This window comes from Arthrobacter sp. ISL-72 (assembly GCF_018613755.1).
Taxonomy (GTDB): Bacteria; Actinomycetota; Actinomycetes; order Actinomycetales; family Micrococcaceae; genus Arthrobacter.
Map to the genome: position 1 here is coordinate 61811 of NZ_JAGGPP010000007.1, position 25528 is coordinate 87338.

The 25528-nt window shown below is 65.8% G+C and carries 28 protein-coding genes, 1 tRNA gene, 1 pseudogene and 1 riboswitch; of the genes and pseudogenes, 14 read left to right on the forward strand and 16 right to left on the reverse strand.

The genetic code is table 11. From position 1 onward, the window contains the following. Positions 1-156 precede the first annotated feature (156 nt). The 4 genes from J7I92_RS07820 to J7I92_RS07835 all read left to right on the forward strand — a co-directional run bounded on the left by J7I92_RS07820 (position 157) and on the right by J7I92_RS07835 (position 5251). Positions 157-1626 (forward strand): NAD(P)/FAD-dependent oxidoreductase, encoded by a 1470-nt coding sequence (locus J7I92_RS07820; protein WP_214839184.1) that lies wholly within the window; start codon positions 157-159, stop codon positions 1624-1626. Between the two features lie 213 nt (positions 1627-1839). Continuing rightward, on the forward strand, positions 1840-2604 hold the full coding sequence (locus J7I92_RS07825) for an ABC transporter ATP-binding protein (protein WP_214839186.1): 765 nt from the start codon (positions 1840-1842) through the stop codon (positions 2602-2604). Further along, positions 2601-4637, forward strand: coding sequence for a YhgE/Pip family protein (locus J7I92_RS07830; protein ID WP_214839188.1), 2037 nt, complete (start codon positions 2601-2603; stop codon positions 4635-4637). The genes J7I92_RS07825 and J7I92_RS07830 overlap by 4 nt, the downstream gene beginning before the upstream one ends. Further along, positions 4634-5251: a TetR/AcrR family transcriptional regulator gene (locus tag J7I92_RS07835; protein WP_214839190.1), complete on the forward strand. Its 618-nt coding sequence runs from the start codon at positions 4634-4636 to the stop codon at positions 5249-5251. Before J7I92_RS07830 ends, J7I92_RS07835 begins: the two co-directional genes overlap by 4 nt. 545 nt (positions 5252-5796) lie before the next feature. Here J7I92_RS07835 and J7I92_RS07840 read toward each other — a convergent pair. From J7I92_RS07840 to J7I92_RS07860, 5 genes are all read right to left on the reverse strand, one after another. After that, positions 5797-6828 carry an EamA family transporter gene (locus tag J7I92_RS07840; protein WP_214839191.1) on the reverse strand — a complete coding sequence of 344 codons (1032 nt, stop codon included), beginning with the start codon at positions 6826-6828 and terminating at the stop codon, positions 5797-5799. Positions 6829-6889: 61 nt separating this feature from the next. Next, on the reverse strand, positions 6890-7486 hold the full coding sequence (locus tag J7I92_RS07845) for a hypothetical protein (RefSeq protein ID WP_214839193.1): 597 nt from the start codon (positions 7484-7486) through the stop codon (positions 6890-6892). Positions 7487-7610: 124 nt separating this feature from the next. Then, complete coding sequence (locus tag J7I92_RS07850; RefSeq protein ID WP_214839195.1) at positions 7611-8138, reverse strand: histidine phosphatase family protein; 528 nt, start codon at positions 8136-8138, stop codon at positions 7611-7613. 57 nt (positions 8139-8195) lie between these two features. After that, positions 8196-8399, reverse strand: coding sequence for a dodecin family protein (locus tag J7I92_RS07855; protein ID WP_214839197.1), 204 nt, complete (start codon positions 8397-8399; stop codon positions 8196-8198). Positions 8400-8599: 200 nt separating this feature from the next. Further along, positions 8600-9472, reverse strand: a complete 873-nt coding sequence (locus J7I92_RS07860; protein ID WP_214839199.1) for a winged helix-turn-helix domain-containing protein — start codon at positions 9470-9472, stop codon at positions 8600-8602. 714 nt (positions 9473-10186) lie between these two features. Here J7I92_RS07860 and J7I92_RS07865 point away from each other — a divergent pair. The 3 genes and pseudogenes from J7I92_RS07865 to J7I92_RS07875 all read left to right on the forward strand — a co-directional run. Continuing rightward, positions 10187-10387, forward strand: a pseudogene (locus J7I92_RS07865) (DNA-binding response regulator); the annotation flags it as partial. Between the two features lie 102 nt (positions 10388-10489). Continuing rightward, positions 10490-10675: riboswitch (cyclic di-AMP (ydaO/yuaA leader) on the forward strand. Beyond that, positions 10675-11445: a hypothetical protein gene (locus J7I92_RS07870; RefSeq protein ID WP_214839201.1), complete on the forward strand. Its 771-nt coding sequence runs from the start codon at positions 10675-10677 to the stop codon at positions 11443-11445. Its footprint overlaps the riboswitch before it by 1 nt. 632 nt (positions 11446-12077) lie before the next feature. Further along, a complete protein-coding gene (locus J7I92_RS07875; protein ID WP_214839203.1) occupies positions 12078-12998 on the forward strand; it encodes a dolichyl-phosphate beta-glucosyltransferase in 921 nt (306 codons plus the stop codon). Positions 12999-13001: 3 nt separating this feature from the next. On the opposite strand, the gene J7I92_RS07880 is transcribed toward J7I92_RS07875, so the two are convergent. The 5 genes from J7I92_RS07880 to J7I92_RS07900 all read right to left on the reverse strand — a co-directional run bounded on the left by J7I92_RS07880 (position 13002) and on the right by J7I92_RS07900 (position 16145). Further along, positions 13002-13370 (reverse strand): STAS/SEC14 domain-containing protein, encoded by a 369-nt coding sequence (locus J7I92_RS07880; protein ID WP_251039639.1) that lies wholly within the window; start codon positions 13368-13370, stop codon positions 13002-13004. Between the two features lie 49 nt (positions 13371-13419). Then, a complete protein-coding gene (locus tag J7I92_RS07885; protein WP_214839205.1) occupies positions 13420-14196 on the reverse strand; it encodes an HAD-IA family hydrolase in 777 nt (258 codons plus the stop codon). Between the two features lie 45 nt (positions 14197-14241). Further along, positions 14242-14619 (reverse strand): VOC family protein, encoded by a 378-nt coding sequence (locus J7I92_RS07890; protein ID WP_214839207.1) that lies wholly within the window; start codon positions 14617-14619, stop codon positions 14242-14244. Positions 14620-14711: 92 nt separating this feature from the next. Continuing rightward, positions 14712-15347 (reverse strand): uracil phosphoribosyltransferase, encoded by a 636-nt coding sequence (gene upp, locus J7I92_RS07895; RefSeq protein WP_214839209.1) that lies wholly within the window; start codon positions 15345-15347, stop codon positions 14712-14714. Between the two features lie 36 nt (positions 15348-15383). Beyond that, positions 15384-16145: a phosphatase PAP2 family protein gene (locus J7I92_RS07900; protein WP_251039657.1), complete on the reverse strand. Its 762-nt coding sequence runs from the start codon at positions 16143-16145 to the stop codon at positions 15384-15386. Between the two features lie 136 nt (positions 16146-16281). Here J7I92_RS07900 and J7I92_RS07905 point away from each other — a divergent pair, with 136 nt between their 5' ends. Then, positions 16282-16800, forward strand: coding sequence for a nucleoside deaminase (locus J7I92_RS07905; RefSeq protein WP_214839212.1), 519 nt, complete (start codon positions 16282-16284; stop codon positions 16798-16800). Here J7I92_RS07905 and J7I92_RS07910 read toward each other — a convergent pair. Genes J7I92_RS07910 through J7I92_RS07920 form a run of 3 tightly spaced genes read right to left on the reverse strand, consistent with a single transcriptional unit; the run spans position 16793 to position 19401 of the window. Further along, positions 16793-17989, reverse strand: a complete 1197-nt coding sequence (locus J7I92_RS07910) for a glycosyltransferase (RefSeq protein WP_214839214.1) — start codon at positions 17987-17989, stop codon at positions 16793-16795. The two genes, J7I92_RS07905 and J7I92_RS07910, sit on opposite strands and share 8 nt — an antisense overlap. Before the next feature lie 5 nt (positions 17990-17994). Then, entirely contained in the window at positions 17995-18393 is a 399-nt protein-coding gene (locus J7I92_RS07915; RefSeq protein WP_214839216.1) for a 6-carboxytetrahydropterin synthase, read from the reverse strand. 3 nt (positions 18394-18396) lie between these two features. Then, positions 18397-19401 carry a zinc-binding alcohol dehydrogenase gene (locus J7I92_RS07920; protein WP_214839218.1) on the reverse strand — a complete coding sequence of 335 codons (1005 nt, stop codon included), beginning with the start codon at positions 19399-19401 and terminating at the stop codon, positions 18397-18399. A gap of 106 nt (positions 19402-19507) precedes the next feature. Between J7I92_RS07920 and J7I92_RS07925 the strand changes: the two genes are divergently transcribed. Further along, positions 19508-19597: transfer RNA gene (locus J7I92_RS07925), tRNA-Ser, on the forward strand. A gap of 292 nt (positions 19598-19889) precedes the next feature. Here J7I92_RS07925 and J7I92_RS07930 read toward each other — a convergent pair. Beyond that, on the reverse strand, positions 19890-20486 hold the full coding sequence (locus J7I92_RS07930; protein WP_214839221.1) for a hypothetical protein: 597 nt from the start codon (positions 20484-20486) through the stop codon (positions 19890-19892). Positions 20487-20918: 432 nt separating this feature from the next. Here J7I92_RS07930 and J7I92_RS07935 point away from each other — a divergent pair, with 432 nt between their 5' ends. Continuing rightward, the gene (locus tag J7I92_RS07935; RefSeq protein WP_214839222.1) at positions 20919-21527 is read left to right on the forward strand and encodes an adenylate kinase; all 609 of its coding nucleotides are present in this window, start codon (positions 20919-20921) and stop codon (positions 21525-21527) included. Positions 21528-21649: 122 nt separating this feature from the next. On the opposite strand, the gene J7I92_RS07940 is transcribed toward J7I92_RS07935, so the two are convergent. After that, positions 21650-21988 carry a hypothetical protein gene (locus J7I92_RS07940; protein WP_214839229.1) on the reverse strand — a complete coding sequence of 113 codons (339 nt, stop codon included), beginning with the start codon at positions 21986-21988 and terminating at the stop codon, positions 21650-21652. Positions 21989-22210: 222 nt separating this feature from the next. Here J7I92_RS07940 and J7I92_RS07945 point away from each other — a divergent pair, with 222 nt between their 5' ends. From J7I92_RS07945 to J7I92_RS07960, 4 genes are all read left to right on the forward strand, one after another. Then, on the forward strand, positions 22211-22429 hold the full coding sequence (locus J7I92_RS07945; RefSeq protein WP_214839232.1) for a hypothetical protein: 219 nt from the start codon (positions 22211-22213) through the stop codon (positions 22427-22429). Positions 22430-22623: 194 nt separating this feature from the next. Next, positions 22624-23301, forward strand: coding sequence for a hypothetical protein (locus J7I92_RS07950; protein ID WP_214839234.1), 678 nt, complete (start codon positions 22624-22626; stop codon positions 23299-23301). A gap of 203 nt (positions 23302-23504) precedes the next feature. Next, positions 23505-24152 carry a YcnI family protein gene (locus J7I92_RS07955; RefSeq protein ID WP_251039659.1) on the forward strand — a complete coding sequence of 216 codons (648 nt, stop codon included), beginning with the start codon at positions 23505-23507 and terminating at the stop codon, positions 24150-24152. Positions 24153-24252: 100 nt separating this feature from the next. Then, a complete protein-coding gene (locus J7I92_RS07960; protein WP_214839238.1) occupies positions 24253-24900 on the forward strand; it encodes a DUF4232 domain-containing protein in 648 nt (215 codons plus the stop codon). A gap of 8 nt (positions 24901-24908) precedes the next feature. On the opposite strand, the gene J7I92_RS07965 is transcribed toward J7I92_RS07960, so the two are convergent. After that, entirely contained in the window at positions 24909-25379 is a 471-nt protein-coding gene (locus J7I92_RS07965; protein WP_214839239.1) for a DUF4383 domain-containing protein, read from the reverse strand. Between the last annotated feature and the right edge of the window lie 149 nt (positions 25380-25528).

Sequence of the window (25528 nt, forward strand, 5' to 3'; positions counted from 1 at the left end):
TGAGTCCTGAACCACTGCACGGAGTGGGTCACAGCAAACAATATTGGATGTCCCACCTTCTGTTAAGCTCTTGCGCCGCCACGGACCCGGTGGGCACACCAATCCACCGGGCATTATCGCGCCTTCCGGCGTCCGTGCCGGGCGTAGTCTGGTGCCATGACGGCCACTCTTGAACGCGAATTCGATGTTATTGTGATCGGCGCCGGAGCCGTGGGGGAAAACGTCGCGGACCGCGTGGTCCAAGGCGGCCTGACCGCGGTTCTGGTAGAAGCGGAGTTGGTGGGCGGTGAGTGCTCCTACTGGGCCTGCATGCCATCAAAGGCCTTGCTGCGCCCTGGCACCGCCCTCCACGGTGCGCAAACGGTCCCCGGTGCAGGCGAGGCGGTCACCCGAACACTCGATGCCTCCGCCGTCCTCAGGCGCCGGGACTACTTCACGTCAAACTGGCAGGACGACAGCCAGGTCAAATGGGTGGAGGACAGCGGGATCGAACTGATCCGCGGCCGCGGCCGGCTGACCGGCCCGAGGGCCGTCGAGGTGTCGGGGAGGGACGGCGTCACGTACCTCCTGACGGCGAGGCACGCCGTCGTACTGTCCACCGGATCAGCCCCCGCAGTGCCGCCGATACCAGGCCTGGCAGGACTCGACTACTGGACTACCCGCGAAGCCACCTCCGCACACAGCGTTCCCCAGAGCCTGCTGGTGCTGGGCGGCGGGGTGGCCGGAACCGAGCTGGCGCAGGCATTTGCCCGGCTCGGGGCCGCGGTGACCCTCGTGGCGCGCGGCGGGCTGCTCAGCATGTACCCGAAGGATGCCGCCGAACTGGTCCTGGCGGGGCTCCGCGCCGACGGCGTGGACGTCCGGCTCGGCACCGGAACGGAGAGCGTCAGCAGGGATGACGGCTCGTTCACCGTGGCTTTGGCCGACGGCGCCATCGTCAGCGCCGAGAGGCTCCTCGTTACCACCGGCCGCCATCCCGCCCTTGACGGATTGGGACTGGAAACCGTGGGCCTCGGTTCCGGGGACGGCAAAGTGCCTCCGCTTCGTACGGACAGCACCGGCCTGGTGCAGGGCACCGACGTGGATGGCAGCCACGACGGCGGCAACGGCAGCTGGCTCTACGCGGTGGGCGACGCCGCCGGCAAAGTGATGCTGACGCATCAGGGCAAGTACTCCGCGCGGGCCACGGGAGATGCCATCGCGGCGCGCGCCAAGGGCGAACTCGAAGGCACGCCGGCACCCTGGAGCCGCTATGCGCAGACGGCCAATGAGCACGCCGTGCCTAACGTCGTTTTTACGGATCCCGAGCTGGCCAGCATTGGCCGGTCCGTCGAGCAGGCCCGAAAGGACGGCTACAACGTCTCCTCGGTGGAGATCCCCATCAGCGTGGCAGGGTCGTCATTGCATTCCGAGCACTATGACGGCTGGGCGCAGCTGGTGGTGGATGAGGATAAAAAGGTGCTCCTTGGTGCGACCTTCGCCGGACCGGACGTCGCCGAGCTCCTGCACGCGGCCACGATCGCCGTCGTGGGCCAGGTCCCGCTGGACCGGCTGTGGCATGCGGTGCCCTCCTACCCCACCGTCAGCGAAGTCTGGTTGCGGCTGCTCGAGGAGTACGGCCTCTGAACGCCTGATTCCCCGGAGCCGGAAAAGTGCGAACGGCGCGCGAACGGACAGTTGAGGCCCTGCCCGGCGTCGGCGGGTTCCTGCCGTCGTTCAGGAACTTGGGCCACAAGTGTCCGTTCGCGCCGCCGCCTTGGTCACAGGGTAAGAATTCTATTTGAACTGACTAGTCAGTTCAGTTAGCCTTAAGGCAGACACTCTCTGCGAAAGGCTTTTATGCTCTTGGTTCGACAGCTCCAAGTGGACGGCCGCCGGGATGACCTCCTGCCCCCGACCTCCCTGCAGGCCCGGCGGGGCGAGCTTCTGCTGGTCACCGGCGTCCGCCAGGACCAGCGGACCGCCTTGGCGCTTACCCTGAGCGGGCGGATGAAACCGTCGTCGGGCGATCTCCTCTGGGACGGCCGGGCGAAGACCAGGCACCTGCGGCTCGCCAGCTCGCTGGTCGACGCCCCCGGGGTCAATGAGCCCGAAGAGCATCTCAGCGTGCGCGATCTCGTCACCGAAGACCTCGCGCTGATTCCGCGGCGTTACCGCGGCGCCCTGCTCAGCTCCCCGTGGCTCAAGATCAACCGCTTCGAGGACATCGCGGGCCTGTGGACCGAACAGCTGGCCCCGGCCCGGCGCACCGAACTGCTCACCGCCCTCGCACTCGCCGACCCGGACACCGACCTGCTGGTGGTCGACTCCCCCGACCGCCACACGGCGGATTCCGCGGACTGGCTGCCCCGCCTCCAGGAGCTGGCGTACGACGGCGGCCGGCCCCTCGCCGTCGTCGCCACAGTCTCTGCCCTCCCGGACGACTGGACCGGACCCGCCGCGGCGATCGGCAACGCCACCCGCAGTCGTCCATCCGCCGGAAGCTCCCGCCGTCGTCCATCCCCTCGGAGTTTTTGTCCAGCTAACGCGAGCAAAACGCCTCCGAAGTCCCCGTATCTGGACAAAAACTCCGAGCAAACTTCTGAAACAGAGGACGCAAAGTGACTGTACTGCGGCTCGCCCGCTCCGAACTCAAACGCATGACCGGCGGGCTGCTGCCCAAGCTGACGATCCTGGCCCTGACCATGGTGCCGCTGCTATACGGCGCGGTGTACCTGTACGCCAACTGGGACCCGTACAGCAACCTGGACCAGATCGACGCCGCACTGGTGGTGGAGGACACCGGCGCCACCTCGGCCGACGGAACTCAGCTGCAAGCAGGCAGGAAAGTGGCGGACAGCCTGATCAACGGCCACGTTTTCAACTGGCAGCCCGTCGAGTCCGCCGAGCAGGCCGACCAGGGGGTCAGCAGCGGCAAGTACGCGTTCGCGCTGAAGATCCCGAAGGATTTCTCCGCCAACCTTGTCTCCCCCGGCACCTTCGACGAAGCCAGCAAGGCGATGCTGAACGTGACCACGAATGACGCCAACAACTACCTCCTCAGCACCATCGTGGACAAACTGACCACAGCGGTTCACTCGAGCGTAGCCAACGAAGTGGGTGAGGAAACGGCCAACCAGCTGCTCACGGGCTTCGGCACCATCCATACCCGGATGGTCAAGGCCGCGGACGGCGCCAGCCAACTCTCCGACGGCGTGGGCAGACTCCATGACGGCACCGTGTCCCTCCACAACGGCACCACGCAGCTCAGCAGCGGTGCCGCCGAGCTCTACGCCGGCCAGCTCAAACTGCTCGACGGCGCCCGGCAGCTCGACGCCGGAGCCTCGCAGCTCAGTGACGGACTCGGGCAGCTCCGGGACAAAACGGCCTCCCTGCCCGCCGATTCGCAGAAACTCGCCGACGGCGCCGCGCAAGTGGCCGCGGGAAACGCGGCGCTGAACACCAAGGTCCAGGACGTCGTCGGGCAGCTGGATGCAGCGGACCAAGGCCTGAGGAACCGCGTGGTGGAGTCGAACAAGAGGCTCGTTGCCGCCGGTGTCATCACGCAGGCACAGGCGGACAGCATCCTGGCGGACTTTGATGCAGCGGCAGCCTCCGGGCCAGTCGCCGACGCCAAGGCCAAAATCGCGTCGGACGCAGCGCAGATCCAGCAGCTCGCGGACGGTTCGGCCGCGGTGAGCACCGGTGCCGCCAAGCTGGCTTCGGCCACACCCTCCCTGACCGGTGCCATCTCCCAGGCATCCGCAGGCGCGGATCAGCTCCATACCGGTTCCTCTGCCCTGACCGCCGGCGAGCAAAGTGCCGTTGACGGCAGCGCCAAGCTCGCCGAAGGTGCCAGGACGCTCGACGACGGTGCGGCGCAGCTTGAAGACGGTGCCGCCACGGCCGCCGGCGGTGCAGGGACCCTGGCCGCGGAGCTGGACAAGGGCGCCGGCCAGGTCCCCAACCCCGATGATGCCCAGAAGAGCAGCCTGTCCAAGGTCATGGCCGACCCCGTTGCGGTCAGCAATGTGTCGCAGGCGAAGGCAGGATCCTACGGGGCCGGCCTGGCGCCCTTCTTCCTAACCCTGGCACTCTGGATCGGCATCTTCATGCTCATCCAGGCCATGCGGCCCATCACACAGCGGGCGCTGGCGTCCAACGCGCCTTCGTGGAAGATCGCGTTGGGCGGCTGGCTTCCGTTCCTGGCTGTCTCCGTGGTCCAGGCAAGCCTGCTCACCCTGGTGGTGGACCTGGCACTGGGCCTCAACCCCGCCCACCCCGTGCTGATGTGGCTGTTCCTCCTGGCGGCGGCGATGGCCTTCAGCGCACTCATCCAAGGTGTTGTGGCGTTGCTTGGTTCCCCCGGGAAGCTGGTGGTGCTGATCCTGCTGGTGCTCCAGCTGGTTTCCTCGGGCGGCACCTTCCCGTGGCAGACCACGCCCGCGCCCCTGCATGTGGTGCATGAAATCCTTCCCATGGGCTACGTGGTGACCGGAATGCGCCACCTGATCTACGGCGCGGACCTGTCCATGATCCTGCCCACGGTGGGCGGCCTCCTTGGCTACACTGTGCTCGGGGCCGCGCTGTCAACGCTGGCCGTCCACAAGCACAAGTTCTGGACCCTGAAGTCCCTCAAACCGGAGATCGCCGTATGAGCACCCAGGAACCCGGCGAAAAGAAGCTCCGGCCGGCCCGGACCAACGCCACCAAGCAGAAGCTGTTCGATGCTTCCATGGAGCTGATCGGCGAGCGCGGCGCGGCCGGGGTCACCGTGGACGAGATCGCCGCGGCAGCAGGCGTCTCCAAAGGAACCGTGTATTACAACTTCGGCAGCAAGTCCGACCTGATCGCCCAGCTGCTGCGTTACGGAGTGGATATCCTGCATGCCCGGCTGGTGAGCGTGCAGGACTCCTCTGCCGATCCGCTGGCCGCCATGGACGAGATGATCGGCCAGGCGATGGACTTCATGGCCGAGTACCCGTCCTTCGCCAGGCTTTGGGTCAGCGAAAACTGGCGCATCCCCAGCGAATGGCAGGACACCTTCGCCGAGCTCCGCGGCCGGCTGATTGAAGTCATCGGCGCCGCCATCGAGGGAGTGGCCGCCCGGTACCCCGTTGATGAATCCGTCTCCAGGGGCAGCCTGGAAACGGCCATCTTCGGCGCCTGCTTCGTGGTGGGACTGGACCGCCAGACCTATAACCCCGAGCGCACCAGGGAACAGAGCGTTGCGGCCATCATGACCATCATGCGTGGCTACGTCAGGAAGTAGCCTGCGTCGGCGAAGATTAGTCACATGCGCCACATGGGTAACAGCGGGAGACTGGCAATCGTTGCGGCTTTGGCCGCCGCGGGCCTTCTGGTGTTCACAGCAATCACCTTCGAAGAGGCGGTCCTGTTCACCTTCCTCGGGGCGGTTGCCGTGGGCTACCTCGCCTGTGTCGTTGAGGTGGTGGCACGGGGACGCAACCTCGCCCTGCTGGCGGGAGGCCTGGGTACCAGCCTCTTCATCGGTTTTGCCATCGCGTTCCTGCGCATGTGGGGGCTGGCGTTCACGGCGGGGCCGGACTCGCTGGGTGCGGCCGTCACCACCCAGGACTCCGACGTCTACTTTTACCTCGCCGCCCTTTCCGGCGCCGGGACCCTGCTCGTCCTGTTCGCCGGCGCTGTGTGGCCGGCGCGTAAGCAGCGCCGTGCCGGACGCAGCCGCTACGGGCGCACCCAGCCCGGAGGCACCCAGTCCGGAGGGCGCAAAGCAGCAGCTGCCTCCCGACGGCCCGCGGCCCCGCCCACCCCGAGCACGGCGGCAAGGAGCAGCTACGGGCGCGTTCCGGCGTCGCGGTCCGGCGCAGCTCGTGCACCGGTGCCCAAGTCAGTAGCGCCTAAAACTTCAGCGCCCAAGTCGGCACCGCCCAAGTCTCCCGCAAAGGCTGCATCCCGGCGCTGAGCATGCCATCTGCGCTGGCCTGGCGTGGCACCCTGCCAGCCCGGACGGACCACGGCGACGGCCACTCCGCCGAGCAGCAGGAGTCCGCCGGCAATCTCTGCCAGTGACGGCACCTCGTCCAGGACCAGCCACGCCGTCGTCATTCCCACCACCGGTACAAGCAGCGTAAAAGGGACCACTGCCGACGACGGGTAGATGCCCAGGAGCCAGTTCCAGATTCCGTAGCCCACCAGGGATCCGAGGACCGCCGTGTAGACGGCGCTCAGGATGGTGACCAGCTGCAGCCCTGCCAGCGTGCCGCTGAGTGCGGCCGGCCCGTCGATCAGCAAAGACAGGCCTAACAGCGGCAGCGGAACCACGGCGCCGGACCACACAACGAGTCCCAGCCCTGAGGAAGCCTTGGCCCGCCGGGCGACGATATTGCCGGCGGCCCAGGACAGCGCCGCCGCCAGCACGATGATCAAGGGCAGGACGGGCGCCACCAGGCTGCGCCCGACTGCCACCACGGCCAGCCCGGCGATACCGAGGACGACGCCGGCGAATTGCCTCCCGCTCGGACGTTCACCCAGGATTCCGGCCGCCAGCAGCACGGTCAGCAGCACCTGGGCCTGCAGGACCAGCGAGGCGAGTCCCGCCGGCATGCCCAGCGCCATGGCCAGGTAGAGAAGGCCGAATTGTCCTGCGCTCATGAACAGTCCGACGCCGAGGATCGCCCGCCAGGTGACGTCGGGTCTGCGGATGACGAAAATCCACGGAAAGACCACCAGCACGAAGCGCATGACCACAAACAGCAGTGGCGGAACTTCAGTGCCATTGGCGTGCAGGCCAAGGTCGATCGCAACGAAGTTGGCGCCCCACAGCACGGCCACCAGGACGGCGAGGGCGGAATGCCGAAGGTTCACGCTCCCGGCTGCCGGTTTAGGTCTGACCAGCTCCTGGCTTCCCCGGCCACCACAACCCCACTCAAAGGTTCCGCGGGCGCTCTCCCGGAGCCCCGTCAGTGCCCGGACGTTCCGGGGCAACGGTCGGGCGCGGGGCAGCGTCCGGACGGTCCGGCGTGGCGTCACGGCGGGGAGCGGTCGGGGGTTCCGCGGGTCCGGGACCGTTGTCCCCGGCTCCGCGGGTACCGGCATCTGCGCGCGTGCGGGGCTGTGCCTCCGGAACCTCAACGTGGCGGTCCCGGTCGTGCCGGTCAGCGTCGTGCCGGTCCCGGTCCCGCCGGCCGCCTGTGACCACATCCGGGTCAACTTCGTCGGCCTTGCGGAGCTGCTCCTGCGATGCGCTCCTGACACGTTCCGCTTCGTCCTGCTTTTCGCGGGCTTCCCGGCGCAGCCGCTCGGCCTCCACCTCGGCCTGCTTCGCATCTGCCGCGGCACGAGCCGCTTTGGCTTCCCGGTCACGGGCTCCGAGCTCGTCGGCCTTGGCTTTCTCGCGCATTTCGACAGCCCGTTTGCGGTCCGCTTCGGCCTTGCGCTTGCGGTTGAAGAAGAGCAGCGCTGCAATCACCGCCGCCACTACGATGACCCCGATGATGATTCCCACAAGCTGTCCTGTGTCCACGATGATCCCCTTCTAACCTGGGCCGCTACCGAATATCTCCAGTAAACATCACAAACCCATGGCTGACCATGGAATGGAGGGCCCGCGGCAGGGCGCGGCGCAAAGAGCCGGCCCAGGAGTGTCCTCAGTGCCCACGGGGCACTTTGAAGTGCGTCAACCGCGCGTCCTGGCCGTCAAGCTCAGCCCAGGATTTTTCCGTTTCGAGCACTGTCAGGCCGCTGGTGGGGAACCTGGTGGCGGCGTCCATGTAGGCGTCGTGGTTGGAATCGCGTGAGGCCAGGTGCATGGCCAGATCCTGCACACCTGGCATGTGTGAGATCACCATCAAGGTGGTTACGGTGTCAGGCACGTGGTTGATGACCGTCAGCATGCGCAGCGCGGATGCGCCGTAGAGCCCGTCTTCGAGTTTTGGTGTCGGCGCTTTGTCCCCGAGTTCCGCGCACACCCAGGTGCAGGTCTGCCTCGTCCTAAGCGCACTGGAGCACAGGATGAAATCGGGAACCACGCCATGCTTGAGCAGCCACTTGCCGGCCAGCGGCGCCTCGCGGTGTCCGCGCTCCTCCAGCGGCCGTTCATGGTCGGGCACCCCTCCGGGCCAGTCGGCCTTGGAATGCCGCATGAGGACCAGCCGCCGGATGTGATGCTCACTCATGCACCAATCCTAGTGCGGCGGCCCTGCCCCTCAGGTCACGGCCGCCATGTGCAGGGTTTAGTCCTCCAGTACGAAGGTCACTTCAAGCACCACGTGCCAGGCGACGACGGCACCGTCTGCGATTTCGACTTTCTGTTCCTTCACCCAGGCACCTGAGACACCCCGCAGCGTCTTGTTGGCCCGGTCAATGCCCTCCTTGATGGCGGCATCAAACGACGTCTTCGAGTTGGCACTCAGGGTTGTAATGCGTGCAACGGTCATAGCTCCTCCTGAAAGTGGGACGGACGATCAGAGACTACGCCGCCCCAGGAAGCACCAACAGGGCCATAGGACCGCACCCCAACCTGCATAAGACCCCCAGCCGCGGAGGAACATCCCGAAAGCGCCGTTGTTGCCCCCCGCGAAAGCGAAAGCGCCCGCCCCCAGGCCGGGAGCGGACGCTTTAGCGCGAAGTTAAAGGACTAGATGGAGTATTCCGGAGCGGCCCAGACAACAACCTCGGGGTGCTCGTAGAACCGGTAGCCCTGGCCGCGGACGGTGCGGACGGTGTTGGCAAGGCGGCCCAGCTTGGAGCGGAGGCGGCGGATGTGGACGTCGATGGTGCGCTCGTTGGGGACCTCTTCGGCGTTGCGCCACAGACCCTCGAGCAGCTCGTCGCGGCCCACGGTGCGCGTGCCGTTTTCGACGAGGTAGTTGAGGAGTTCGAACTCCTTGAAGGTGAGGTTCAGGGATTCGCCATCGAGGTGGACTTCGCGGCGGGCCAGGTCGATGAGGACGCCGGACGGCCGGGGATCCTGCGGCTGGGGCAGGCGGGTGGTCTCCGTGCGCTGCCGGGAGTTGACGGTGGGGTCGCCGAAGGTGGAACGTACGACGTCGAGCGCGGAACCCGGGGCGCTGGCGGGGGCAACAGCCACCGCGGCGTAGCTCTCTGCACCGGAGACAAGGGACTGCGCATAAGCGCGGATTTCCTGGGCAAGCTTGGCAATGGAGGTCCCGGCTGCGGCAGCGGTTTCCTCATCAATGCCCATGTAGAGGACAAATCCACGGGCAACGTTCTCGTTCGCGACGGGACGGACGGCACTGCCGTTGGCCGGTGCAATCACGGGAGTGGGCGCCGTCTGCGGCGCGGACTCGGCGGCAGGAACAGCGCGCAGCTGGCCGTACGAGTTCGGATTGTAGCCCTGGGGCGCGTAGCCGGGGGCGGGGAAGCTGTCGCCGGGCGTTGCCGGGGCGAACGCCGGGCGGGCACCGAATCCCTGACGGAGACCCGCAGGCTGGCCGCCCTTGTTGGCGTTACGGACGGAGATGTGGACGTATCCAGATGCAACTGACATGGAATGCTTACCTCAATGTGAATGGCCGTCATCGCGGCTCGAATGCTGTCTGTCCCCGCAATGAATCTGGGGAGGGGCGCCCGAATCTGGGCTTGGGCGAATGCCTAAAAACTTCTCGGGGTGGGAAAGTTAGGCGTGCATTCGACAACAGCGCATGTCTTCGCCAGCAGGTGGGCTGGTCCAGGATTCTGCGGCTGCAGGTGCTGTTGAGTTCTTGTTCACATTTGAAGTGTGCAACGTAACAATGGCAACTTGCAAGTAACAATGGGCAGAATGGTCCGCATTGTGAGACTAAATCGCCCATTGTGGCCCAAATCACGATTCTGAAATGCCAATAAAATAACAGATGTTTTTCAGAACGATCGATCAGATTCCCCTTTTTGCCGAATTTTCTTCCCCAAAGACAGTCTCCATGGCGCAAAAATTCAGCCGACCCGGGTTTGCTGAAACGCATGGGTACGGCGGCGGCTCCTGTCCAGCGCGTGCCAGGCCTTCAGAGAAAAATTTTGCTCTCTGGCCGAGCAGGCTTGGCTTGGTTGACCTCGCGTGTGTGGCCGGCGCCACCCGGAACGGGGTCCGCCACAGCAAAAGTAACCAGGACGCCGCGCGCGAGGGATCGCTCCTGCACGGCATTCAGCTCGCTAGGCGGGGATTCACAGCTGGCGCACAGGATTCCCATAGCACCGGCTCAACCCCGGATCGGAAAGTTGTCCCATGGCCACTTCGCACTCCATGACCAACAACCTTCCCCAGCTCACCCACCCGGACGGCTCCCCCATCCGTGCCCTCATGGTTGACGATGAACCCAGCCTTTCCGAGCTCATGAGCATGGGTTTGCGGATGGCCGGCTGGTCCGTGGCCGTAGCGGGCGACGGCCCGGAAGCCGTGAAACTTGCCGGCGGGCGAGCTCCGGACACAAGCCACCGCGCCGTCGTCGTGATTCTCGTTACCTAAATGTGACTTAAGCGTGGCACTCCTGTACGGTTTTTAGAGTGCGGCCACCGTTAGGGCCGCATATCCGGATGGACGCCAAACTCTGCCGCTACCCGGATTTCCTCATGATTTAGGCAGAGGCGGGGGACCCAGGTCTCCGGGCACTTGCATCAGCCGCCCTTGGGGTGAAGCCGACACGTGAAGTTCCGTGCGGCCGGATGACCTCATCCGAACCCGACAGCTAACTCCGCCGGCATCGAGAGGCAACCATGACTAAATCCACGCTAGAAGTGCGCCCGGAGCACGATTCACACACGACGATTGCGCCTGCAGAGCGATCACGCCACCGCGCCGAACCAGCCAAGGCAGCTTCCCCGTTGTCCCGGATTGCCGCCGGTTTGCAGGGCTCCGGCCGCCGCGCCGCAGTAGTGGCCACCGCCTGTGCCGTGCTCATCGGTGTTGGCGCCGCCGGCCAGGCTTCCGAGCCCGCCACCACCGCCGGCTCCGCGACAGGGGCGGAAAGCACCGCAGCCCCGGCCGACGGCGCTCCGAAGCTCTCATTTGAAAAGATCCTCGTGTCTGCCATGCCGGCACCAGCTTCCATAGCCGTAACCGCGCAGTCGTCCGAAGAGAAGCCGGCGGAAGAGAAGGCACCGGAAGCACCTGCGGCCGCCCCCGCCCCTGCACCTGCAGCGGCGCCCGAACCGGCCCCCGCGGCGCCGGTTGCAGTGGACGACCCCGCCGCCGCCCAGGCATACGCTGCCTCGCAGCTCGGTACTTACGGTTGGGCCGGCGACCAGATGCAGTGCCTGGTCACGTTGTGGACCAAGGAATCTGACTGGAAGACCACTGCAACAAACGCCAGCAGCGGTGCGTATGGCATCGTCCAGTCACTGCCTGCCGAAAAGATGGCCAGCGCGGGGGCGGACTACGTGACAAACTTCCGCACGCAGATCAACTGGGGGCTGAACTACGTCAAGGAACGTTATGGCTCCCCGTGCGACGCCTTGAACTTCCACTTGGCCAATAACTGGTATTAAACCGGCCTTGCAGCCACCCCGGCTTGCAGCCAAGCCGTCCGCATCAGCCGGAGGCCCCGAACCCAACTGTGGTTCGGGGCCTCCGGCCGTTTTAGGCGCCTATCGCTTCCTCTGGTTCAGGTTGCCCTGGCCCTCGGCTCCGGGATCACAACGTTTTCACAAGGTTGCGGGGTGACTCTTGGTCGCCGCCGCTTTCAATCGTCTTCCAAGCGGCTGCCGGCCCCAGTGCCGTCATCACGATCGAGGGAGCACAACAATGAAACCGTCACCGCCGATCCGGCGGGTTCAAGGAAATTACTCTTCCCAACGGGACGTGGTTGCAACCGGCAGGAATCTCATAACCAGGCCAGACGAAGACCCTGGGCCAGCTGTTGTGGGCGGCCTGTACCTCACGTCAGGCAACTTCAGCTTCACGAACAACCCGGACGGATCTGAGCAAATTCCGTTCTCGGGCCCAGGCAGGGTCATCGACGTTTGCGAAGTACTGGCACCCTGAGGCAGGAATGACGACGGCGGCACGCCCACCAAAGACGGTGGCGCGCCACTGCCGCTTCCGCATGAAGGGGAAAACCCACAGCAGCTACACAGCTTCGGCCTAAATCCTTCCTACCTGCCGCGCCCATAGTTGAACCATGACGCTCACAGACCAGGTCCCGGAGACCCTGCGGCACGCGCAGCTACGGGCCGGGGTCGGCGCCCCGACAGTCGCCGCAGCGGCTTCTCCTGCGGCTGGAATCCTCCGCCGATCCCCCATGGACACCCAAAGCGCAGCTTCCGGGACCTCGGTTCCTGTCCTGGATATAACCATCCCGGTCTCCAACGAGGAAAACGAACTGGAGCACAGCCTGCGCCGACTGCATGCGCATCTGCTGGCCAGCATTCCGCACACGTTCCGGATCACCGTGGCGGACATCGCCAGTACTGACGCTACGCTGCGGATCGCAGAGCGGGTGGCACGGGAGCTGCGCGAAGTGAGGGTGGTCCGCCTGTCCGACCCGGGACGGGGCAACGCTCTTCGCACGGCGTGGCTCGCATCCGCGTCGCCCGTGCTGGCCTATATGGATGTGGAGCTGTCCACGGATCTCGCCGCCCTGGGGCCTTTGCTCGCGCCGCTCATCTCCGGGCATTCGGACCTGGCGATCGGAACGCGCCTGGCCCGCGGGTCCCGCGTCCTGCGCAGCCGCCGTCGCGAGTTCATTTCGCGCGGCTACAACTTCCTGCTGCATGCGCTGCTGGGTGCACACTTCAGCGACGCGCAGTGCGGCTTCAAGGCCATTCGCGCGGACATCGCCCAACGGATCCTTCCGCACACGCTCGACAACTCCTGGTTCTTCGACACCGAACTTCTGGTCCTGGCCGAGAGATCCGGACTCCGCGTGCACGAAGTTCCGGTGGACTGGACGGCCGGCCCGGGCTCCAGCGTGGACGTGGTGCAGACTGCCCTTGCCGACCTTCGCGGCATGGGCCGTCTCAGCCGCGATTTTGCTACCCGGTGCATCCCGCTGGCAGAGCTTCGCGCCGACCTCGCCCGCGTGACACCGCCGCTACCGTGACGGCTAACGGTGCTGCAGCCAGGCCAGGGCTTCCTCCGGACACGTGAAGTACCGCGTGGAAGCTGCAGGAGAGTGGATTCGCAGGAAGAAATTTGCGAGCGCCCTGTCCACCGGGGACGAACCGAGGAGTGCCACTCTTGCCACGATGCTGGGCCGGGCAAAGACGCGCCGCGCACCGCGGCTCATCGATGCCGTGGCGGCCATGTCCACCAGCATCGGATACGCGTTGCCCCGGCTCAGCCCATTGACTGCGGACATCACGGCCGTAGCGGCCTCCTCACAGATGGCAAGGCCGGGAATCCAGTGCACATGCAAAACACCGTTTTGCAGCTGAACAGTGCCCCTGGCGCCGTCGATCGGAATTTCGGTCATCCTATCCCCAGATAGATTCGGCCGTTTCCATTTACACTGCCGTTCCCACCTACCCTAACGGAACGCGGCCGATTTGACCGGCGGTCTGGAGGTCAATCCGGAAGGAGATCCGCCTGGCCCCGGCATCGTCCAGGTCGGTGCTTGCGGACACGGCCGAGTAGTCGGCGATGTGCAGAACACCCTCTGGCAGCGGGCCGGTGTTGGGCCCGATAGCAACCGTCCGTATCCCGGCGGCAAGTCCGGCCGCAATGCCTGCCGGAGCATCCTCAAAGACCACCGCGTCGGCCGGGTCCACGCCTAGCAGTGCGGCGGCCCTCAGATAGCCTTCCGGGTGGGGTTTGCCGCGGGTGACAAGGTCAGCCGTGACAGCTGTGGCCGGCATCGCCAGGCCGGCGGCGCCCATCCGGATCTCGGCCAGGACCCGGTCGGCGGAGGTGACTAGCGCCACGGCGTCTCCCGGCAGGCTGCGCAGTAGGTCAGCGGCGCCGGGCAGCGCGACAATGCCGGCGGTGCGAACCCGCTCCATGGCGCCGAGCTCCGCGGTGAGGGCCACAACGTCAGCACCGGCAGCCGCGAACCGCCGCACGGTATCCCCTGCCTGGACACCGTGCGATGTGTGGAGGATTTCGGCTATGTCCAAGCCATAGCGGACAGCAAACTCGCCCCACACCTCCTCAACGATGGCCGTGGAATCAACCAGGGTTCCGTCCATGTCAAACAACACGGCGCGGGCCGTCAGTGTTTTTGCAGTCGCCGTCGTTGCGGTCGCCGTTGCAGTTGACGGCGCGGCGGAGGCCGGAGCGCTGGCGTCGGAGTGAAAGCTCATGCCCCCATCCTGCCCCACGACTGGACACGGAGGGGTTCTGTGACGCTACCCGTTGGGACGGTGGGGGATGTACTGAACGGCCCATTTATTGCCGTCGGGATCGGCGAAATAGACGAAGTGTCCCCAGTCCTGGACGTCGATGTCGCTCACGTCCACACCGTTTTCCTTAAGCTGGTCGTAGGCTGCCTGGATGTCGCTCACCACCACCTGGAGGTTCGGCGCGGAGCCTTGAGGAGCGTCGATGAGGCCCTCGCCGATGGCAATCGAACAGGCTGAGCCGGGCGGCGTCAGCTGGACGAAGCGGATGCCGTCCATGGGCCGCTCGTCAAAGTCGGCATTGAAGCCGACCTTGTTGACGTAAAAATCCTTGGCACGGTCCACGTCGGACACAGGGACAAACACCAGTTCAAGTTTCCAGTCCATGGGCACACGCTAGCCGCGGCCCGCGGAAACCGGAAGGGGGCAGCCGCCTGCGCCCGGGGCCTTAGCCCAGGCCGAAAGCCGCCACCGCGCCGCTAGCCGGCGATGCCGTAAAGGCGGTCCCCGGCGTCTCCGAGCCCGGGCACGATGTAGGACTTCTCGTTGAGTTTCTCGTCAATCGAGGCGAGGACGATCGTCACGTTGGCGTCGAAGAGTTCTTCCTCCAGCTTGGCCAGGCCCTCGGGGGCAGCCAGGAGGCAGATGCACGTCACGTCCGAGGCGCCGCGCTTGAAGAGGAACTTGATGGCTTCGCGCAGGGTCCCGCCGGTGGCCAGCATGGGATCGAGCACAAAGATCTGCCGGTCCGTGAGGTTCTCAGGGAGGCGCTCGGCGTAGGTGATGATGTCCAGGGTTTCCTCGTCGCGGGCCATTCCGAGGAAGCCGACCTCGGCCGTGGGCACGAGTTTGGTCATGCCTTCGAGCATGCCGAGCCCCGCGCGGAGGATGGGGACCACCAGCGGTGTGGGCTTGGTGAACGCCGTGCCGACCGTGCTGCTGACGGGCGTTTCGATGGTGACGGGTTCGGTGCGGACGTCCCGCGTGGCCTCATAGGCGAGGAGCGTGACCAGTTCCTCGGTGAGCTGCCGGAAGACCGGGGAGGGGGTGTTTTTGTCCCGCAGAACGGTGAGCTTGTGTGCGACCAGCGGGTGGTCCACGACGAGTGTGCGCATTGGTCAAAACTATCACCCGGCGGTGGCGTCGCCGCCCTATGATCCCCGCGCCTCCTGGCCGGAGCGGGTGCTTCCGGGACCGTCCTCGCCGCTGTGCTCTTCGTGGTGCGTGCCCGGTTCGTCCCGGAGCACCGGGTGGTCGAAGGTCGGAGCGGGGCCCGCGTGCTTGCGGTGCCGCATGAGGTGGAAGAGCCGGTGCGCCAGGATGACGATGCCCACCCACGACAGGCCGAGGAGCCACCCGGCAATGACATCGGTCAGCCAGTGGTGGCCGAGAAAGACCCTGCTCAACCCCATGGCGATGATGAAGATCGACCCGGCCGTGATCATGGACACTCGGGCAACGGTCCGCTGGATTTGAAGGCACGCCAGATAGACCACCAGTCCGATGACGACAGTGGTGTTAAGAGTGTGGCCGCTGGGGAACGACGGCGAAGCTTCATACGGCGGTACTGCGTCCACGTGGTCCGGGCGGGTGCGGCCGAAGAGCTTCTTGCCGGCGGTGGTGGCGGTCACCGAGACAGCAGCCGCACCGCCCACCAGGATGAGGGGACGCCAGGTGCGCCCGGCGAAAGTAAGCCAGACCGTGAGGATGCTGCCGACAATCGGCATCCCGATCCCGCCGCCAATATCGGTGAATGCAGTAACGGCGGAGTTGAGTCCCGGATTCCGGAGATCCTCAGACAGCGCCAGCGCCGGTTTGTCGAGGTTCGCCAGGCCTGCCTCGTCCACGATGTCGTCGTAGACTTCGGCGCCCATCAGGGCCAGGGAGACGACGATGACGCCGCCAACCAGCATGGTGATCCAGAGGGCGGCATAGGGAACAACCCACCGTCTCCAGCGGTCGAAAATGCGGTCAGTCAAGATTTTCACGTCGCCTCCCGGGCTCATCCGTCGTCTGCGCCTGCCGTACCTTCGAAACTATCATTGACCCATGACTTCCCCGGAGCCGCGCCATGCCCAGTGGATGGGTCTTGCCCTCGCCGAGGCACGGCGCGCGCTGGACACTGAGGACGTGCCGATCGGCGCCGTCGTGATTGGTCCTGACGGCACCGTCCTGGGTACCGGGAGGAACGAACGGGAGGCCCTCGGCGATCCAACCGCCCACGCCGAGATGGTGGCCATCCGCGAGGCCGCCGCCCGGCTTCAGGGCCTTGCTGGCACTGAAGGGGCACCGGACGGCAGGAACGGCGACGGTTGGCGGTTGGCTGACTGCACGCTGGTGGTGACGTTGGAGCCCTGTGCCATGTGTGCCGGCGCCGTTGTCCTGGCCAGGATCCCCCGGGTGGTGTTCGGGGCGTGGGATGAGAAGGCCGGGGCCGCCGGCTCTGTGTTCGATGTCCTGCGCGAGCGCCGGCTTAACCACTGGGTGGAGGTATACGCCGGGGTACGGGAGCAGGAATGCGCCACGCTGCTCCGTGATTTCTTCGCCGGCCACCGGCAGGTCACCTAGGCGCCGCAACAATATCCAGCACGGTCCGGGCCGTGACGTCCCAGCCCGGGAGCCGTTTCCTCGCAGCCACCGCTGCTTCCCGCCATTGTTCACGGAGGTCCTGATCAGTGAGCCAGCGGCGCAGTGCGGCGGCCAGCGGGGCCGGGTCCGTATTGAGTACGACGGCGGCGCCGGGCAACGCTGGTCCCCCGCCGCCGTCGGGGGCTTCTGCAGCGGGGCCTTCTGGAACATCCGGTGACCCGGCTGCGAGCGCTTCCACGGCGCCGGTGCCGCTCCGCACCACCACGGGGATACCGTGGGCGAGGGACTCCGTGACCACCATTCCGTAGGTTTCCACCCGCGAAACAAGCAGGCTCAGATCCGCCCGGTGCCACTCCTCCGCAAAGGCCTGCCCGGTCAGCTCCCCGCGGACCGCGACCCTGCCCGCCAGCCCGAGCCGGGTGACGGTACTGCGGACCGCCTCGGCGTAGGCGGGATCGGCGGAATCGGAGCCGACCAGGGCCGCAGTCCAGGGCAGGTCCTTGAGTTCGGCGAGTGCTGCCAGGAGCAGCAGCTGGTCTTTGTTCGGCAGGAGGGCTGCAACCGACACGAGATGCGGCGGCTCCGATCCGGCGGCCAACGGCGCGGGGTTCGTGCCGGGCGGCGCCGCATGGATCGGGGGAAGGGCGCGCCGCACCCCACCGGTCAAGCTGTTCGCAGCCCCGCTGTACCTGGCCCCGCTGTATCTGGCGCGGATGGCCGTTGCCGCCGTCGAACTGGCGCAGATGACGCCGGCTGCGGCAGCCAAGGCACGTTCCTCCAGGTCCGGGTGCTCCTCCAAGGTCATGTGCAGCAGAATCCATGCAGGACACCCCGCGGCAGCTGCCTCTTCCAGTGCGCCCGGCGCACCGAGCGCTACAAGGCCATCCACGATGGTCACGGATTCCCGGGACCGCGGACCGCCGTCGCTGGAACTGCCGCCGCTGCCATTGCCGGACCCGCCGTCGAGCAGCATGCCGGCCAGCCGCCGTCGTTCTTCCTCGCTCCCCACAGGCCAGTGGCCGTCAACGTGGCAGATTTCCACCTCCGCCCCCAACGCGGTGAGCCCGCGGGCAAGAGCTGCGTTGTAGGCGTTGCCGCCGGAGTTGTGCAGCACGTTTCCCGGCGCGATCAGCCGAACCGTCGGACCGCAGGCACGGGACTGAGGCATGTGCGCTACTTGGCGTCGAAGTCGAGCGTGAATTCCGCCCACGCATCCGGGTGCTCGCGGAGGGTGACGGCAAGGCCGGACAACGCCTGGCCGTCCTCCCCGACCCGGACCTTGGCTGCGACGGACTCGGCGATGTACTGGGCTAGCGCTTCGGTTGTGGTCAGCTTCCCGGCGAAATCAGGGTGTTCATCCAGGTTCTTGTAGTTCAGGCCGGCCAGCACTTCTTCAATGAAGTCACCGGCGGCGCCGATGTCCAGGACGATGGTGTCGTCGTTGAGCGTCCGCCTGCGGAAGGTCACCTCCGCCACGAAGGTGGCCCCGTGCAGGCCCTGGGCAGGTCCGAAGGCTTCTCGCGGCAGGCTGTGGGCAATCATGAAGTGGCGGCGGACGGTCAGGCTGAACAATGGTTACCTCTTGTCTTCGGTGGGGTATTCAATAACGTGGCACAGTGCGTCCAGGCGGCCGTCGGCCAGCTCATGGACGACGGCGGGCAGCTCGGCAAACGGGGATGATCCGGTGAGGAAGTTGTCGTAGACGGGATCGCTGAGCAAGGACACGGCGAGTGCCAGGCGGTCTGCGTTGGTCCGGCGGTGGCGGCGGGCGCGGGCCACAACACCCACCTGGCTGGCCCGGATGGAGAGACGGCGGGCGTGGAAGTCCTCCCCCAGCGGGACAGTGACTTTCCGGTCGGCGTACCAGGACATCTCGATGACGTCCCCCTCGTCGCCCACCAACTGGAGGCAACGTTCGAGGCCTTCCTGGGATGCCGAACAATGGATCACGATGTCGCAGTCGGCCAGGGCGTCGTCGGGGTGGCTGAATTCGACCCTGAGCGCGTCGGCGAAGGCGCGCTTTGCGGGATCAACGTCGATGAGCTGGAGCCGCTGCAGCGGAAAGCTGCGCAGCAAGGTGGCAACCATGCCGCCGACGAGGCCTGCGCCGACCACCGCCACGCGGTCGCCGAGCCTGGGCCCTGCTTCCCACAGCGCGTTGACGGCGGTTTCCACCGTTCCCGTGAGCACCGCCCTCCTCGCCGGAACGCTCTCCGGGACCGCGGTCAGGGACTCCACTGGAACCACGTAGCGGTCCTGGTGCGGGTGCAGGCAGAACACGGTGCGGCCCACCCATTCCTCGGGGCCGGCCTCCACGATTCCCACCGAAAGGTAGCCGTATTTGACCGGCGACGGGAACGAGCCTTCCTGGAGGGGTGCCCGCATCTGTTCGGCGACGCGTGGCGGCACGCTGCCGCAGTGGACCACCGTTTCGGTTCCTTTGCTGATCCCCGAATACAGGGCGCGGACCAGCGCTTCGCCGGGTCCGGGTACGGGCAGGTCCTCAGGGCGCAGCTCGCCCTTTTCGTGGCCTACCGTCCAGTAGGCCCTGGCTTGGTGTTGCTTCTGCGAATTGATCATCTTGCTTACGAATCTAGTCCCCGTGCTGGTTCCCGGGGAAGATCTCCGCGCCCGGCGCGTCCTCGTTTTGGGGAAGAGCACCTCACTCCGGTAACCTATTCAGGTTGGTGACGTGTCCGAGCGGCCGAAGGTGCAACACTCGAAATGTTGTTTGGTGTCAAAGCCAACGTGGGTTCAAATCCCACCGTCACCGCCACGTAGCGAGACCCCTGCTTCCCTTACAAACTAAGGGAAGCAGGGGTTTTGCTTTGCCCAGAAATTCGACCCGCAGTAACGCAGCAGGGACAAAATTCTCGCAATGCCCCTCGTTCAGTACCCGGGGCAATGCGCATCATGGGACAACGGCTTCTGGGGCGACAGGCTGAGATTCTGCATGCCGAACCCAGCCACTCCTGGGCCGACCCGAACGCCTGCTGCCTGAGTCCTGAACCCCGCGCCGCATAACGCCGGCGACCGAGCGGACGTGCAGCAGCTACTAGCATCAGGCTTCAGTCGCGGGCATTCTCCTCCAGGTAGTCGACGACCCATTCGTGAAGTTGGTTGGTGCTCCAGGAAGATGTCGCGACGAGGAGCACTTCGCGGTCCTCGCGGATGAGGCGGGTTATGCCGTCTTCCTGTTTGAGGGCCTTGATCATGCGGCCAACCACGCGGTTGTGCTCAAAGACGATGTCTTCCCTCAAAGACACCTCAAGCTCACGGCCGCGGACCTCGTCGTCGCCTAGGTCTTCGACTTCCACGAGAGGCTCATCGTCTGCCACGTCCTCTTCGAACGGGTTGTCGCCCCGATTCAGATTGTCGATGAGCGCCCGAGCGTACTTGGCGATGGCGTCATCCGGAGATGCACGGACATTGTTGAGGATCCCATGGGCGTGGGCTGAGGGCAGTCCGGGAAGGAAGTTGTGGTCTTCACCCTTGCCGCTGACCAGGCAGGGGTGGTTATTGAGGTGGTAGCGCTTGACGCGGTGGCGGGCAATTTCCCACCGCGCCGAGGGTGCATGGGCCTGCACCAGCGCACCGAGGTAGGACACCAACCCGTCCAGTAGGAACAGCGATTCCAGGGACAGAGTCTCCTCTTCCTCGTACATGTACCGCTCCCAAGACGGCCACAGGGCCCGCGGCACCGATCCCGGGGGCCGTGGCGCCGGGGGCATCCGCCTCCGAGAGATTGGAAAGGATCCACCGCCACAATGGGACCAGACTCTCGGTAGAGCCATCCAGGAGAGCGTGAGTCATGGCATCCCCCTTTTACGGCCAAAGCATATCGACCTGTTGAGCGGCGAGCGACGGAGGCTTGTTGTTGCTCAGGCGGGCTCTACATGACGGAGACTTCAAATGGAGGGCGACTTTTTGCCAGAGAGCCGCCGAAGACCCACAAGATGACACGGCTGATAGCGCCGTCACCGCCAAGTAGCGAGGCCTCTTCCGCCGGCAGCCCCTGCCTCTATCCCTTGTGTTGCCGCCATCTGGCCGACACCATGGAGAGGCACCCATTCACCGGCGTCCAGGGAGCTTCAACAATGCGAATCCTGATCATGGGTCCCCCGGGCTGCGGCAAGGGCACCCAGGCTGAACGATTGTCGAGGCACTTCGGCATCAACGGGGTTTCCACCGGCGACGTCTTTCGCGAGCACGTGAAGAACCTGACGCAGCTGGGCCGGGATGTCATGGCACATTTGGACGCGGGCGACTTCGTACCGGACAGCCTGACGAACCGCATGGTGCGTGACCGCTTGAACGAAGATGACGTCCGGGGCGGGTTCCTGCTGGACGGGTACCCGCGAAACACAGCCCAGCTGGCCGAACTCGACACGATCCTTGCCGCCGGCGGGCAGGCACTGGACGTTGCCCTCCAACTCACTGCTGACGATACAGAGCTCGTCCGCCGGATCCTCCACCGCGCCACGATGACTGGACGCAGCGACGATACCGAGGACGTCATCCGGCACCGTCTGGAGCTCTATTACCGTGAGACCGAGCCGGTGGCCTCGGCATACCTGGAGCGCGGGATCCTGGTGAGTGTCGACGGCATGGGCACCGAGGATGAGGTCTTCGGCCAACTGCTTGCGGCACTCGGGGTGTTGTTGCCGTCGGCTGAGCCGGGCAGCGGCGCGGCTGCGGCGGAGTGAGGCAGGGCGGCCAGGAGGCACGGCCGAAGGAGTTTTTGTCCACCTAACGTGCCCAAAAAGGCGCTGAAGTCACGTTAGTTGGACAAAAACTCCAAAGGCATTAGGTTCGGGGTGCTGCGCCGCTACGGGACGTCCGGACGCTGGTCCCCTTTGTGGCCGCGGAGGTTGTCCTGGACCTTGCCGAAGAGGTCCTTGATGGTGGACTCCGTGTTAGTGAGCATGTCCGGCTGGACGTAAACATCCTGCGTCGGCGGCAAGCTGTAGTGCGACGGCAGGCCGCCCGTGCCGCCGACGCCGTCCAGCGCGATGGTTACTCCGCCGTCCTTGCGCGCAATGGCAGCGATCCGGCCGAAGACCAGTGTGAACTCGTCCGCCTGAAAACTGACGGTGTGCCCGATGTGCGTCCGGTTGAGTTCACCAGCTGCAACAGCTTTCTCATTGCCCGTACCTGAGTAGTCCATGGTCTTCTCCTTGAGGTCGATGGCAGCCTACGCCAGCAGTCTAGGACCGGGAATGAATGCGGTACAGGGGAGCTGGGCGGCTGCACAATACGCTCCGGCCAGCACCAGCACTTCATCCATTGAACGGGCCCCTTTACGGCGGCTTAGATGGATCACGTCGGCGCTGACCCAGATGCGCCACGGAACAAGCACAGGCTTCAAGGAACGGCATCGAGGATCATCGTGACTTCACAGAACAATGTGGCCAGCACTGCTGCCGGCTGGGACGACGTCCAGGTCGGCGACACCGTCCAGCTGACCCGGAACGGGCGCATCGAATACACCGGACAGGTGGACGACCGCACCGCTGACGGCGATGTTGTCTGGATCAAGACCGGCCTCGGCCGCAGGCTCCTCTTCCACGTGGGCGACGGCTTCCAGCTCACCGGGAGCAGCATGTGACGGCACCGGCTGTGGATACCCCGGACGATCACTGCGAAGAAGACTGCCACTACTGTTCGGGGCCGGAGACGGACTAGCCCGAGCGGCTTAAAAGCCCCGATAGAATTGCCGGGAATGGCTGCCTTTCCGGAACCTCAGACGCCGGTTCCGGGGCGGGAACCGGCGCCGGCAACGAACAGCTAAGGGAGGACTCCGTGCGCGCTCACCACGCCCGGACTCCTTTCCATTCCCTCCGCGCAGCCATGGTCGCAGGGATGATCGTGACCCTCGGTGCCGCCGCACACGTGGTTGGCGGCGGCGAACTGCCTGCACTGGGCATCATGCTGGCTGTCCTGGCCCTTACCGGCATGGCGGCCACTGCTGCCACCCGGCTCAAACTGACTTTCCCTGCGATGGCTTCGCTCCTGGGTGCGGGGCAGCTGGTCCTGCACGAAGCGTTCGACGCCTTCAGCTCCCCCGTCGGCGTCTCCCCCGCCGGCGGTTCCCCCGCATGGCCGGGACCGCCCGGGCCGGGAGCCGCCGAGGCACTGGGCCACCACCCCGTCACGGCGCCGCTGGCCGGGATCACGCTTGACGCCGCCGGTGCAGCCTCCCACCTCCACGAGTTCGAGTCCTCCTGGGCAGCCGTGATGCTGGCCGGCCACGCCCTGGCGACCATCGCCTGCGCCCTCCTGCTGACCAAGGGCGAGGACGCGCTCTGGTCCCTCGCGGCCTGGCTCCGTCCGCTCATTCAACTCCCGCAGGCGGCAACGCCCGACGTCGTCACGGCACCCGCCGCCGCGGGCCGGCCGGCGGGTTCGGCTCCCCTCCCCTGGCGCAACCTCAGGCTGGATTGCCGGCGGGGACCGCCCGCCGTCGTCGTACTTTCCTGACACCATTTCCGGCCCCGCCGCCTGCCCGATCCGCCGTTCCCGGCGGCCCCGTGAACACGGGTGCCGGACGCCACCCCTTGTTTTGTGCACCGTCAATGCTGCATGGTGCACCCTTGAAAGGCCCTCCTTTGAAAAACCCATCACGCAAGTCCTTCCGCCGTGCCCTCTCCGCAACGGTCGTGGCCGGCGGCACCGCAGCACTCATGCTGGCCGGAGTCACGGCGGCATCCGCGCACGTGGGCGTCACGCCGGACAAAACCGACGCCAATTCGTACGCCCTGCTCACCTTCGGCATTCCGCACGGGTGCGACGGATCCGGCACCACCAAGGTGACCATCACGCTGCCCGAGGAGCTCAACGATGCCCAGCCCACCGTGAACCCGAACTGGACCGTGGAGAAGGTTGTGGAGCAGCTGCCCGAACCGAAGAAGCTGGCCGACGGTGCCACCATCACTAAGCGGACCAGCCGGATCGTCTACACGGCCAAGGCACCGCTGGACCCCGAACTCCGGGATGCCCTGGTGCTATCCGTCAAGCTCCCGGACGCCGCCGGCACTATCCTCCACTTCCCCACCTTGCAGAACTGTGTGCAGGGCCAGACGGACTGGTCTGAGGTTGCGAAGGATGGCCAGGACCCGCATTCCCTTGAGGCACCGGCGCCGTCGCTCACTGTGACGGCTGCGGCCGCGGCGGACAGTCACAGCAGCCACGATTCCGCGACGGCCGGAACCTCCCTGAACACCTCCGCGGCCGACGACGGCTCGCGGGCGCGCAGCTGGGCGGGCCTGGTGGCCGGCTTCAGCGGACTGGCGTTGGGCGGCGTGGCGCTGCTGCGGAGCCGGAAGAAATAAGGGGCAGGATTGATGCCCGGAAATCACAATCCGGGCATCAATCGCCGGCCGCAGTCGTGGCATCGTTGACTAAGGCAACGGCGGGCGTGAAGGTTGAGCCATGAGGTCTCAGCCAATAAACAAAGTTGTCATCACGACGGCGGTTGCGGCCGCCGCACTCCTGCTCACCGCATGCGGGCCGAGCCAACCACAGTCCCAGGGGACTCCCGAGCCGGCGTCCAGTTCCAGCACCCCGTCCGATTCCTCCTCCGCACCGGCCACCAGCCAGTCGCCCAGCACACCGGCCAGCACACCGCCGTCGTCATCCTCTGCATCCGCGTCCGCGGGACCCGCCCTGTGCAAGGCCGGGAACCTGACCCTGACATCGGATTCCACCGGCGGCGGCGCTGCCGGCAGCGTTTATTCCCAGCTCATCCTGACCAATGCGGGCACCGAGCCCTGCCTCCTGAGGGGATTCCCGGGCGTCTCCCTCTCCGCAGACGCCAATGGAGCTCCCATCGGCGCCCCGGCCCGGCAGGACGGATCATCGCCGGTTGCGGCGGTGCTGCTGGCCCCTGGCCAGGCGGGTGCGGCGGAAATGCGCTACACACAGGCGGGCAATTACCCGGACTGCATGGTGACTCCCGCGGCTGGTTACCGGGTGTACCCGCCGGAGGAAACCGCGTCGCTGTTCCTGGCGGAGCCACGGGACGCCTGCGCCAATGAAGAGATTGAACTGCTGACCATCGGGGCATTCCACACGCGGTAGGAGTTTCCTCAGGCCCGGGATTCCCGCACCTTGGCCGGCGCATCCCGGGAGAACGCCACTCCGAACACAATCAAGCCCATGCCCAGAACCAAGTGCAGCCAGTTGTCCGCACTGTTCACAGGCAGGACATTGACCGGGGAATCCTGAGCCAGGAACTGCCCAAGAGTCCACAGGAGCAAATACCCGACGCCCGCGCCGATGAGGAAATTCCTGGCAGGCAGCGGACGCCGCGACATCACCACGCCCGCGACTCCGGGCAGCAAGTGGATGAGGTTGTGCAGCACGGACACCTGGAATACCCCAAGGAGCATGGCTTCGGATCCGTGTCCGGCAAACGCCATCGAGCCATACTGCGCGGTGGCACCCGGGATGAAGCCCAGGATGCCCAGGACGAATAGCACCACGCCCGCAAGAAGGGATGACTTCTGGACTTTCCTAAATTGGCCCAATCGGACACCGGAGGTTTCGGTTGTTTTCACGGTGCCGCTCCTGTTCCCCGGTCATGTAGCCAATCGCATGATAAGTATACTTATGAAGTGCTTCGGAGTCCCGCGGATGACGTCCCGGGATTAAGGAAAGGCAGGCCGGTCGACGACCTCATCTCTACCCAGCCAAGCGTGTGGGGAAG

Bases quoted from the DNA above. Each gene is read 5' to 3' on its own strand.
- J7I92_RS07820 (WP_214839184.1), top strand. From the start codon at position 157: ATGACGGCCACTCTTGAACGCGAATTCGATGTTATTGTGATCGGCGCC.
- J7I92_RS07825 (WP_214839186.1), top strand. From the start codon at position 1,840: ATGCTCTTGGTTCGACAGCTCCAAGTGGACGGCCGCCGGGATGACCTC.
- J7I92_RS07835 (WP_214839190.1), top strand. From the start codon at position 4,634: ATGAGCACCCAGGAACCCGGCGAAAAGAAGCTCCGGCCGGCCCGGACC.
- J7I92_RS07850 (WP_214839195.1), bottom strand. From the start codon at position 8,138: ATGAGTGAGCATCACATCCGGCGGCTGGTCCTCATGCGGCATTCCAAG.
- J7I92_RS07855 (WP_214839197.1), bottom strand. From the start codon at position 8,399: ATGACCGTTGCACGCATTACAACCCTGAGTGCCAACTCGAAGACGTCG.
- J7I92_RS07860 (WP_214839199.1), bottom strand. From the start codon at position 9,472: ATGTCAGTTGCATCTGGATACGTCCACATCTCCGTCCGTAACGCCAAC.
- J7I92_RS07870 (WP_214839201.1), top strand. From the start codon at position 10,675: ATGACTAAATCCACGCTAGAAGTGCGCCCGGAGCACGATTCACACACG.
- J7I92_RS07875 (WP_214839203.1), top strand. From the start codon at position 12,078: ATGACGCTCACAGACCAGGTCCCGGAGACCCTGCGGCACGCGCAGCTA.
- J7I92_RS07880 (WP_251039639.1), bottom strand. From the start codon at position 13,370: ATGACCGAAATTCCGATCGACGGCGCCAGGGGCACTGTTCAGCTGCAA.
- J7I92_RS07885 (WP_214839205.1), bottom strand. From the start codon at position 14,196: ATGAGCTTTCACTCCGACGCCAGCGCTCCGGCCTCCGCCGCGCCGTCA.
- J7I92_RS07890 (WP_214839207.1), bottom strand. From the start codon at position 14,619: ATGGACTGGAAACTTGAACTGGTGTTTGTCCCTGTGTCCGACGTGGAC.
- upp (WP_214839209.1), bottom strand. From the start codon at position 15,347: ATGCGCACACTCGTCGTGGACCACCCGCTGGTCGCACACAAGCTCACC.
- J7I92_RS07900 (WP_251039657.1), bottom strand. From the start codon at position 16,145: ATGCTGGTTGGCGGCGTCATCGTCGTCTCCCTGGCCCTGATGGGCGCC.
- J7I92_RS07905 (WP_214839212.1), top strand. From the start codon at position 16,282: ATGACTTCCCCGGAGCCGCGCCATGCCCAGTGGATGGGTCTTGCCCTC.
- J7I92_RS07910 (WP_214839214.1), bottom strand. From the start codon at position 17,989: ATGCCTCAGTCCCGTGCCTGCGGTCCGACGGTTCGGCTGATCGCGCCG.
- J7I92_RS07920 (WP_214839218.1), bottom strand. From the start codon at position 19,401: ATGATCAATTCGCAGAAGCAACACCAAGCCAGGGCCTACTGGACGGTA.
- J7I92_RS07930 (WP_214839221.1), bottom strand. From the start codon at position 20,486: ATGTACGAGGAAGAGGAGACTCTGTCCCTGGAATCGCTGTTCCTACTG.
- J7I92_RS07935 (WP_214839222.1), top strand. From the start codon at position 20,919: ATGCGAATCCTGATCATGGGTCCCCCGGGCTGCGGCAAGGGCACCCAG.
- J7I92_RS07940 (WP_214839229.1), bottom strand. From the start codon at position 21,988: ATGGACTACTCAGGTACGGGCAATGAGAAAGCTGTTGCAGCTGGTGAA.
- J7I92_RS07955 (WP_251039659.1), top strand. From the start codon at position 23,505: ATGCTGGCCGGAGTCACGGCGGCATCCGCGCACGTGGGCGTCACGCCG.
- J7I92_RS07960 (WP_214839238.1), top strand. From the start codon at position 24,253: ATGAGGTCTCAGCCAATAAACAAAGTTGTCATCACGACGGCGGTTGCG.